General features: G+C 56.4%; 9 protein-coding genes. 3 read left to right on the forward strand and 6 right to left on the reverse strand.

Annotation, left to right across the window (positions count from 1 at the left end; translation table 11 throughout):
* Positions 1-19 precede the first annotated feature (19 nt).
* The 3 genes from AC1DZ5_RS18940 (at position 20) to AC1DZ5_RS18950 (ending at position 2,753) form a co-directional block, all read left to right on the forward strand.
* The gene (locus tag AC1DZ5_RS18940; protein ID WP_477891908.1) at positions 20-1,201 is read left to right on the forward strand and encodes an acyl-CoA dehydrogenase family protein; all 1,182 of its coding nucleotides are present in this window, start codon (positions 20-22) and stop codon (positions 1,199-1,201) included.
* Positions 1,202-1,272: 71 nt separating this feature from the next.
* On the forward strand, positions 1,273-2,388 hold the full coding sequence (locus AC1DZ5_RS18945; RefSeq protein ID WP_477891910.1) for an acyl-CoA dehydrogenase family protein: 1,116 nt from the start codon (positions 1,273-1,275) through the stop codon (positions 2,386-2,388).
* Positions 2,389-2,447: 59 nt separating this feature from the next.
* Positions 2,448-2,753, forward strand: a complete 306-nt coding sequence (locus AC1DZ5_RS18950; RefSeq protein ID WP_477891912.1) for a DUF3892 domain-containing protein — start codon at positions 2,448-2,450, stop codon at positions 2,751-2,753.
* 10 nt (positions 2,754-2,763) lie between these two features.
* Here the strand turns inward: AC1DZ5_RS18950 and AC1DZ5_RS18955 are convergent, their stop codons facing one another.
* The 6 genes from AC1DZ5_RS18955 to AC1DZ5_RS18980 all read right to left on the reverse strand — a co-directional run.
* A complete protein-coding gene (locus tag AC1DZ5_RS18955) occupies positions 2,764-3,156 on the reverse strand; it encodes a VOC family protein (RefSeq protein WP_477891914.1) in 393 nt (130 codons plus the stop codon).
* Positions 3,157-3,227: 71 nt separating this feature from the next.
* Positions 3,228-4,862: a methyl-accepting chemotaxis protein gene (locus AC1DZ5_RS18960; RefSeq protein WP_477891916.1), complete on the reverse strand. Its 1,635-nt coding sequence runs from the start codon at positions 4,860-4,862 to the stop codon at positions 3,228-3,230.
* A 77-nt stretch (positions 4,863-4,939) separates the two neighbouring features.
* On the reverse strand, positions 4,940-6,493 hold the full coding sequence (locus AC1DZ5_RS18965) for a methyl-accepting chemotaxis protein (protein WP_477891928.1): 1,554 nt from the start codon (positions 6,491-6,493) through the stop codon (positions 4,940-4,942).
* Between the two features lie 64 nt (positions 6,494-6,557).
* On the reverse strand, positions 6,558-7,184 hold the full coding sequence (locus tag AC1DZ5_RS18970) for a hypothetical protein (protein WP_477891918.1): 627 nt from the start codon (positions 7,182-7,184) through the stop codon (positions 6,558-6,560).
* A gap of 22 nt (positions 7,185-7,206) precedes the next feature.
* Positions 7,207-8,127 carry a helix-turn-helix domain-containing protein gene (locus AC1DZ5_RS18975; protein WP_477891920.1) on the reverse strand — a complete coding sequence of 307 codons (921 nt, stop codon included), beginning with the start codon at positions 8,125-8,127 and terminating at the stop codon, positions 7,207-7,209.
* 274 nt (positions 8,128-8,401) lie between these two features.
* A partial coding sequence (locus AC1DZ5_RS18980; RefSeq protein WP_477891922.1) for an EAL domain-containing protein occupies positions 8,402-8,746 on the reverse strand: 345 nt, incomplete at its 5' end.

Here is an 8,746-nt window from a genome sequence, read left to right on the forward strand (position 1 = left end):
TCAACCGGAGACTTTTCCCATGGATTTGGCATTCACCCCCGAAGAGCAGCAGTTTCGCGAAGAGATTCGCGCCTGGGTCCGTACGAACCTGCCCGCCGACATTTCCCACAAGGTGCACAACGCCCTGGAGCTGACCCGCGACGATATGCAGCGCTGGGCCAAGATTCTGGGCAAGAAAGGCTGGCTGGGCTTTGGTTGGCCCAAGCAGTTTGGCGGCCCCGGCTGGAACGCGGTGCAGAAGCACCTGTTTGAAGAGGAATGCGCATTGGCCGGCGCGCCCCGCGTCATCCCCTTCGGCCCTGTCATGGTGGCGCCGGTGATCATGGCGTTTGGCAATGCCGAGCAACACCAGCGCTTTCTGCCCGGCATTGCCAGCGGCGAGGTGTGGTGGAGCCAAGGCTACAGCGAACCCGGTTCCGGCTCCGACCTGGCGTCCGTCAAAACCCGGGCCGAACGCCAGGGCAACAAATTCATCGTCAACGGCCAGAAGACATGGACCACGCTGGGCCAGTTTGGCGACTGGATCTTCTGCCTGGTGCGCACCAGCAACGAAGGCAAACCCCAGACCGGCATCAGCTTCCTGCTCATTGACATGAAGAGCCCCGGTGTCACCGTGCGCCCCATCATCATGTTGGACGGCGGCCATGAGGTGAACGAGGTGTTCTTCGACAACGTGGAAGTGCCCGCAGAGAACCTGATTGGCGAAGAGAACAAGGGCTGGACCTACGCCAAGCACCTGCTGAGCCACGAGCGCACCAACATTGCCGACGTGAACCGCAGCAAGCGCGAGCTGGAGCGCTTGAAGCGCATTGCCAAGCGCGAAGGCGTGTGGGAAGACACCCGCTTCCGCGACGAGATTGCCAAGCTGGAAGTGGACGTGATCGCGCTGGAGATGATGGTCATGCGTGTGCTGGCCGCCGAGAAGTCCGGCAAGCAGTCGCTGGACGTGGCCGGCCTGCTGAAGATCCGCGGCAGCGAAATCCAGCAGCGCTACTCCGAACTCATGATGCTGGCCGCGGGCCCCTTCGCCCTGCCCCTGATCCGCGAGGCCATGGAGGCCGGCTGGCAAGGCGACTTCCCCGGTAGCGAGGTGGGCAACGCGCCGCTTTCCTCCACCTACTTCAACCTGCGTAAGACCACCATCTACGGCGGCAGCAACGAAGTACAACGCGGCATCGTCTCCCAGGTCGTGCTGGGATAGTCAATAACTTTGCGGGACAGACCGCAGCCGCAAAGCGGCCAGCTCTGTCCTCAACTAAATGGAGACACACAATGGACTTCGATTTTTCTGACGACCAGGTACAACTGGGTGACGCCGTGCGCAAGTGGGTGGACAAGGGCTACACGTTTGAGCGCCGCCGCACGATTGAGAAAGCTGGCGGCTTTGACCGCGCCGCTTTTAACGAGATTGCCGAACTGGGCCTGACCGGCTTGTATGTGCCCGAAGACGATGGTGGCCTGGGCATGGGCCCCATCGAGGGCATGGTGGTAATGGAAGAGCTGGGCCGCGGCATCGTGATGGAGCCCCTGGCCCAAAGCCTGATCGCCGGCGCGGTGATTGCCGGCTATGGCGATACCGCCACCAAGGCCGCATGGCTGCCCGGTGTGGCTAGCGGTGAAAAGCTGGTGGTACTGGCCTACCAGGAGCGCGCAGCGCGCTACAAGCTCGACGTTTGCGAGGCAAAAGCCACGCAAGCCCCGGGTGGCTATGTGCTGAATGCTACAAAAAGCGTAGTGCCCGTCGGGGACCATGCCGACGCCTTTATCGTGCCTGCCAAGGTGAACAGCCAATTGGCGCTGTTCCTGGTAGAACGTGAATCGGCCGGCGTGACCACGCGCGGCTACGGCACGCAGGACGGCGGTCGCGCCGCCGAGGTGGTGCTGAAAAACGCCCCTGCCACACTGCTAACTAGCGATGGCCTGACCGCACTGGAACATGCTGTAGACATCGGCATTGCCACCGTCTGCGCCGAGGCCGTAGGCGTGATGGACAAGACCATGGCGATTACTGCCGAGTACATGAACACGCGCAAGCAGTTTGGTGTGACCATCGGCAGCTTCCAAGCCCTGCGCCACCGCGCGGCCGACATGAAAATGCAACTGGAACTGGCCCGCTCCATGAGCTACTACGCCAGCCTCAAGCTCAATGCCCCAGCGCCCGAACGTCGGGCAGCGCTGGCCCGCGCCAAGTACCAGTTGGGCCAAAGCATGCGCTTCACCGGCCAGCAAGCGGTGCAGCTGCACGGCGGCATCGGCGTGACGGACGAGTACATCGTCAGCCACTACTTCAAGCGCCTCACGCAAATGGAAATGACGTTTGGCGACAGCCTGCACCAGCTGGGCGAAGTGTCCGCACGCATGCAGGACACGGCGGGCGCGTTTGCCTAAGCCGATCAGCGCCTGGGCGGCACATGTCGCCCGGCACTGAACGCTGACCCGGTACAACCATGACCGTCTACCTCCAATGCGTGGCCAAGCGCATGCGCGGCGGCTACAAACACGAACACATCCACATCGTGTGGTGGGTCAAGTGCGTGGACGGCAAGGCCAGTAGCGACAGCGGTTTTTCAACCCGCGAGCAATTGATCGACTACCTGGAAACCAGCGCCCCTCATGCGCTCTGGTGCCCCGCACCCAAACCCGGGCAGCCCGGTGCGTGGGTCAGCGTGCAAACCTTGGGGCGCAAAAAGTACCTACAGGCCATGCGCGATGGGCGGCCCTGCGACGACCTGCTGTCGCTGCCGGACAAGTGAAGCTCTTGCGTCACCCCTCCGCAGCATGGCAAGCCACACACAGCTTGTTCCCCTCGGTGTCCCGAAAGTAGGCGCCGTAGTAGTTCGCGTGGTACTCGGGCCGCAGGCCCGGCGCACCTTCGCTGGTGCCGCCATGCGCCAGCGCCGTTTCGTACACCACATCCACCACCGCGCGGCTGTCTGCCAAGAAGGCTGTCATCTGCCCGTTGCCGGGCTGGTGCTCGCCCTCAAAGGGTTTGCCGATCAGAAATAGCGGGCGCGCCTCGCCCGGTTTTTGCCAGCCAGCCCAAGGCCGCTCACGCTCGCAAAAGCGTAGCTGCAGGCCTAGCGCCTGAAGCACGGGTGCGTAGAAGGCTAAAGCGCGTTCAAAGTTGGTGACGCCGACAAACACGTGAGAGTACATAAGCCCAACCTTTCAGTTGCAGGAATCGCGCGAATTCGCAACTGAATGGTAGCGGGCGCGGTCAGCCTAGCTCAGGTTGCCTGAAAAGAGAGGCGACGACCGTGTACTGCGCCGGGCTGTTGGCTTGGAGCATATTGGGTCCCCTCTTGGGACAGCTTGAACACCGCTACGGTGCCCACTAGTTCCTGGGCTTGGCTCTTGAGACTCGATGCCGCCGCCGCCATTTCCTCCACCAATGCCGCATTCTGTTGCGTTGCCTGGTCCATCTGTGTCACCGCCTCACCAACTTGGCCCACGCCCGCACTCTGCTCTGAACTCGCCGCGCTGATTTCACCCATGAGATCAGTAACCCGGCGAATCGAGCCAACCACCTCGGTCATCGTGGCGCCAGCCTTATCCACGAGCGCGGTGCCTTGTTCAACCCGTTCTACGCTCGCATTGATCAGGGCTTTGATTTCCTTGGCGGCCTCAGCACTACGTCCGGCCAGACTGCGCACTTCGGACGCGACCACAGCAAAGCCCCGGCCTTGCTCACCCGCACGGGCGGCTTCCACCGCCGCGTTCAGCGCCAAAATGTTGGTTTGAAAGGCAATGCCATCGATCACGCTGATGATGTCGGAGATTTTCCGGGAGGAATCGTTGATGCCCTTCATGGTCTCAACGACCTGGGCCACCACGTCGCCGCCCCTGACGGCCACCGTACTGGCGCTTTGCGCCAGTTGATTGGCTTGGCTGGCGTTGTCGGCGTTTTGCTTGACTGTAGAACTGAGCTCTTCCATTGATGCGGCAGTTTCTTCCAGCGCGCTGGCTTGGCTTTCGGTGCGGGCACTGAGATCGTGGTTACCCTGGGCAATTTCTGAAGACGCCGTAGAAACACTTTCTGAGCCTTGGCGCACCGCTGAAACGACTCGCGTAAGCGAAGTTTGCATGCGGTCCATCGCGGCCATCACACTGGTGGTATCACCGCTGCGCACGTGGAGGACAGATGTCAAATCGCCATCGGCGACACGGCCAGCCACATCACTCAATTCAATAGGCTCAGCACCAAGGGCCCGCGTCAAGCTACGTGTGATGAGTGCACCAGCGACCACGGCGGCCACAACCACCAAGAAGCATCCAACGATCAGATAATTCCGTTGCGTGACGTAATCCGCGGTTGCAGCCTCTACCAGCTTGGATGCTCGCTGATTGGAGTATGTTGAATACTCACCCGATATCTTGACCAGGGACGCCAGCAGCGGGCGACATTCGCTGTTCATTTTGGCAATGGCTTCCTCGTTCTTCTTGTTGAGCGCAAGGTCAACGATCGCAAGCGCCACCGGTGCGTAAGCCTGCTCGATTTTGTCGATCTCTCCGATCATGCGACGCGCCTCATCGGAGGTGCTTTTATCCTCTGCCAGCTTTTTCAACTTGCGCAGGTTTTCGCCTACGTCGGCATGGGCTTTGGCCACCACCTCTTTTTCGACCGCAACATCTTCAGGCTTGGTGACCAGCACCAAATTGCGCGCAGCAATGGCGCGAAGGTCAATGGCTTCTCGCACAAGGTGGGCCGTGTTGACGCGCGCACCGATGCCGTTGACATAGTTCTCAAAACGTTCCTCAGCGTCGCCCAGCGATTTAATGGCAAGTCCTGCAATAAGAAAAACCATTAACGCCAGTCCGCCAAAAGTCCACGCCAACTTGGTACGCACGGTCATGTTGTTCATGTTGTTTTTCCTTTAATCCAACGTCACCATTGAGAACATGACTATCACCTTTCGCTTTGATTTAGCAATCCACGTTTTTACTGAGGCGCCAATCGCAGGACAAACACACCCGCCGCCCCCAACAGCTGCTGTGCTTGGCCGTTCAAACTGGAGGCAGCGGCAGCCATCTCCTCCACCAATGCGGCATTCTGTTGAGTGGACTGGTCCATTTGAACGATAGCCTGTTCAATGTGCAACACGCCCACGCGCTGCGCCTCACTGGCGCGACTAATCTCTCCAACGATTTCCGTCACCTTGCGGATAGATTCAATCACCTCCAGCATCGTTGCACCTGCACGATCTACCAGCGAAGACCCACGATCCACGTTTTCGACACTGGTACCTATCAGTGACTTGATTTCTCGCGCCGCTTGGGCACTTCTTCCCGCCAAGCTGCGCACTTCTGACGCGACAACAGCGAAACCGCGGCCATGCTCTCCCGCGCGAGCTGCCTCAACGGCGGCATTCAGCGCCAAGATATTCGTTTGAAACGCTATGCCTTCAATCACACCAACGATCTCGGATATTTCTCCAGAGCTTTGGTTGATCTCCTTCATCGTCTTGACCACGTCAGCCATTGCCGCTCCACCGTCTCCGGCCACCCGAGATGCAGCGTAGGCCAGTGCGTTGGCGGACTGCGCATTCTCCGCATTGAGGCGAACCGTGGTACTCAGGTCGCTCATCGAAGAGGCAGTCTGTTGCAACGCACTTGCCTGGTTTTCCGTTCGACCCGAGAGATCAAAATTTCCCTGTGAAATCTCACTGGATGCAATCGATACGCTTTCTGCACCCTCACGCACTTTTTGCACGAGACTTGCAAGTCCCGTCTGCATTCTTTCCAGTGCACGCAGAAGTTGTGCCGACTCGTCTCGTCCATGTGGTGCCGGGATATCTCCATCCAAAACACCATTGGCAATACATTCAGCCGCCGACGTCGCCTCACAAATTGGATTCACGATAGACCGAGTTAGCCGCCAAGCAATGCCGACACCCAATAGCAACGTTGCAACGCCAATGCACACAACGACTATTTGACCTTGGCGAGCATCCTCCTCCGCCTCCAGCAATGCGTTCTCATACACGTCATTTTGGTAGGTCTTTAAACGTTGAATTTCCGCAACATAAGCTTTCGCCAGCGGCTCCAGCTGCTCTGCCACAGCAGTCCTTACATCCTCTCCCGCGAGATGCCTCTTGATCAATTCACTTCGCGGACCCCGGTAGGCCTCACGCGCCTTGGCGATTGCGGCCATGAGTTCTCGCGCATCCACCCCATCTGTGAGTGCCTCCAGTTTTTTCTTGGCAGCATCAATTTGCTGCGATGTGGTTTCCATTTCTTTCTGCCACACCATCACCTGATTGGTATCAGGGTCCAGCAGGGCAGCTCTGGTACGGGTCCAGTTCAAGTCAATGCCATCGTGCCATTGCGCCGCCAGATCGTATTTATCCTTATCAACCGTTGCCAATCGGCGTGTCACAGTGCTCAACTCCTGAAGGCGCCAAGCTCCAACACCAATGGACGACAGCAGCAGAATAAACACCAGTCCAAATCCAATGCCCAAACGGGTACCAATGCGAAAGCTATACATATTCACAACCAATAATTATCACAACCGGACAAAAAATCACTACGAAGAGCAAGCAACGCAAAAGACAGACTCAGTGAAATGCATACATCCCAACAAATGTTGCAAAGGACAAAAGAATTAAAAATACGGGGTACACCGTCCATACAAAACTCAACGCACCATTGACTTTGTATTCTTCAAATAAATATTTGAAATTGTTTTCACGTCCGGACTTAAGAACGCGCTCCAAGCCTTCACGCAAGTCTCTCCCTTGCGAATTCAGCATGTGCTGCGCAAATGCTTTTTCACCCAACTTGGAATGGCGAATGAAGTCGTTTTGCATTTGCTTGTAGAGGTCAAACCCTCCGCGTACAGACAGCACTGAAAAATTCTGTTTCCCAACATAGTTCACCGACGCGAACTGCCCCAATATTTTTTCAATATCAATCCAAAGGGCACCCAACAACTCTTCTACTTCATGAGCCAGTTTCTGATGAACGTTGAGCAAATGGATTTTTTCCAAAACATGCAACTGAAAAAGAGCAGCTTCCAACCCAATGAAAAGCCTATTTGAAACACCGTATTTTTTTATTTGCATTTCCAAACCCTGGTATCTCTTTCGTATATGAAAAAGTGCAAACAAAATGACCACGAACAACAAAACAGCGATCAGCAATGAGAAAGAAACCACAGTCTCAGAGCGCATAAATTCAGCCACAAAAACCCCTGTCACATGGTGTCTAGATCATTTCAAATGGAGTGGATATCCATTTTTGAAATTCGATGGGAGATATCCCATATTTGCGCTTGAAGGCACGGCTAAAGCCCGACAAATCATTGAAGCCACGGCTTAGCGCCAACTGCTTCATATTCAAATCCGTGCGCTTGCTGGCGATGGCGAGCCGACAGTCTTCCAGACGGCGATCTCGTATGAACCCTTGTATGGTCAGATTTACCCGGGAAAACAGGAGGTACAGACTACGCAGCGACATGTGTAGCGCGATGGCAATCTTGGTTGGCGTCAACTCGGGGTCGTACAGATGCTGATCAATGAACCGCATGGCAGCTGTCATACGCTTGGCATCGGGGTTGACGAGCTGCTCCCCTTTTTTCTTTTGCACCGCCTTCACCATCAGGCTCCGCGCTGCCAGCAAAGCCAATGTCAAGTCTGGCTCCGAGAAGGACTGCCATTCACTCAACAGCCCTTGCATAAACCCGCTGAGGATGGCGCCAAAGGGATCCTGCGGTCTAAAGTGCATGCCGGTGGCAGACGGAAGATCCAGTATTTCAGACTTCAAATACTTGTCGCAAAACACGAGATTCAGAAGATGAAACGGCTCCTGAATATGGAAGTGCATTGGGATACTGCTGTGCCACAGTGAGATATCCCCCGCCTGCAAGGTGATGCGCCCATATGGCCCCTCCACAGCACCGACTCCGGATACCGTGAGGCCCATGGATATATAAGTTCCATCGCGGTTGGGTGGGTCAAGTCGCCCAATGCAGTGCCCCAGCCGAGTCTCGGTCAACTGCATGCCCCCGACCGTACCTCGGTTCAATGCAAAAATCGCCTGTTCGCCATTGGGTCTGTAGATGTACCACCCTCTGTCGGCCAAACCGAGCTCTACGGCGACATTCGACTCGTCGATGTCGTCTTTCAAAGCTGCAGGAACAGATAGCGTATTCATTATTGATTGACTTCCACACAGCGCCATCCCACCAAAATTTCAATGAGTGGCCACCGCTTCCAACGGGTCGACTTTTAGTAACACAATCGAACTAAGTGAGCTTATGTTTCGGACCGTATAGCGTCAAGGATGTACACGAAATTCGACTTGTCAATGCGTGCAACACTGGTGGGGGTGGTTGGGCGCCGTGATAGCGACACTCAACTGAAAATGCGATAGGAAAACTGAGTTTCTCAGTAGGCTGCTACTAAACCCGATGCGGTTCTGCTTGCGCAGTTTGGCTCTTGGCGAAATACGCAAGGCAGTTCCGCTCTGACAGCGGGGGACTATGGAAGTAGCCTTGAAAAATGTCACATCCCAGGTCCGCCAACTTCATTCGCTGCTCCAGGGTTTCAACATACTCGGCAACCACTTCCACGTTCTGCGAGCGCCCCAACGCAACAATGGTGTGGATGATGTCGGCATTGGTGCGATTGCTCAGGACATCACGCGTCAACGATCCGTCAATCTTGATGGAATGCACATGAAAGCGGCGCAGGTACAACAGCGATGAGTACCCCATACCGAAGTCATCCATGGCGAGCCGAACACC

It is taken from the genome of Rhodoferax sp. P1_F3, from assembly GCF_056405715.1.